The following is a 1,060-nucleotide window of genomic DNA, read 5'->3' on the forward strand; positions in this document are numbered from 1 at the left end:
CGCGCGCGGCCGCGTTGCCGGCCGATCCCGTCGCGGCGGCCCGCCCGGTTTCGCTCGTCGGGCGTCAGGCGGAGATCGGGCAGATCGTCGACATGATCGAGCGCGCGCCGGTCGTCACGCTCGTCGGGGCGGGCGGCATCGGCAAGACGAGCCTGGCCGGCCGCGTCGCCCACGAGCTGCGCGAGCGGTCCGGCGAACGAGTGCTGTTCGTCGCGCTCGCGAGCGCCGCGACGCGCGACGACGTGCTGCTCGCGATCGCCGCGGAACTCGGTCTCGAGACCGACGGCGTGCCGGGCATCGACCGGATCGCCGGAGCGTTCGCCGCGTCGCCGGCCCTGATCGTGCTCGACAACGCGGAACACGTCGTCGATCTGGTGGCCGATCTCGTCGATACGCTGACGTCGCGCGCGCCGTCGCTGCGCGTGCTCGCGACGAGCCGCGAACCCCTGCATATCTCGGCCGAAGCCGTGTTTCGCGTAAGCCCGCTGGCGGTGCCGGACAGCGACGCGCCGCTCGACGAGATCGTGCGTCATTCGGCCGTCGAGCTGTTCCTCGCGCGGATCCGCGCCGCCACGCCCGACTGCGCGGTCGATGCGGCCGGCATCCGGCTGATCGGCGACATCTGCCGGCGCCTGGACGGGCTGCCGCTCGCGATCGAGCTGGCTGCCGCGCGCGTCGCAACGCTCGGGCTCGAGGCCGTCGCCGCGCGTCTGGACGACCGGCTGAACCTGCTGACCGGCGGGCTGCGATCGGCGCTGCCGCGCCACCAGACGTTGCGGGCGACGTTCGACTGGAGCTACGTGCTGCTGGATGCGGCCGCGCGCTCGCTGTTTCGCCGGATGGCGTGCTTCACCGGCCCGTTCACGTTCGATGCCGCGCGCGAGGTCGCGATGGATCCCGGGATGTCGGCCGCCGAGACGATCGCGGTGCTCGGCGAACTGGTCGCGAAGTCGCTGGTGACCGTCGAGTTCCACGGCGCGCACGCGCGTTACCGGTTGACGGAATCGACGCGCGCGTACGCGCTCGAGAAACTGCGCAACGAAGGCGAATTCGACCTCGT

1 protein-coding gene is annotated in these 1,060 nt (G+C 72.4%); it reads left to right on the plus strand.

The window, feature by feature from the left end; genetic code table 11:
• The coding region (locus tag DPV74_RS41500) for an AAA family ATPase (protein WP_162923346.1) at nucleotides 1-1,060 on the plus strand (1,060 nt) is incomplete at both ends.

The sequence above is a fragment of the Burkholderia sp. HAN2018 genome (assembly GCF_024704855.1).
In the GTDB taxonomy this organism is placed as follows: domain Bacteria; phylum Pseudomonadota; class Gammaproteobacteria; order Burkholderiales; family Burkholderiaceae; genus Burkholderia; species Burkholderia cepacia.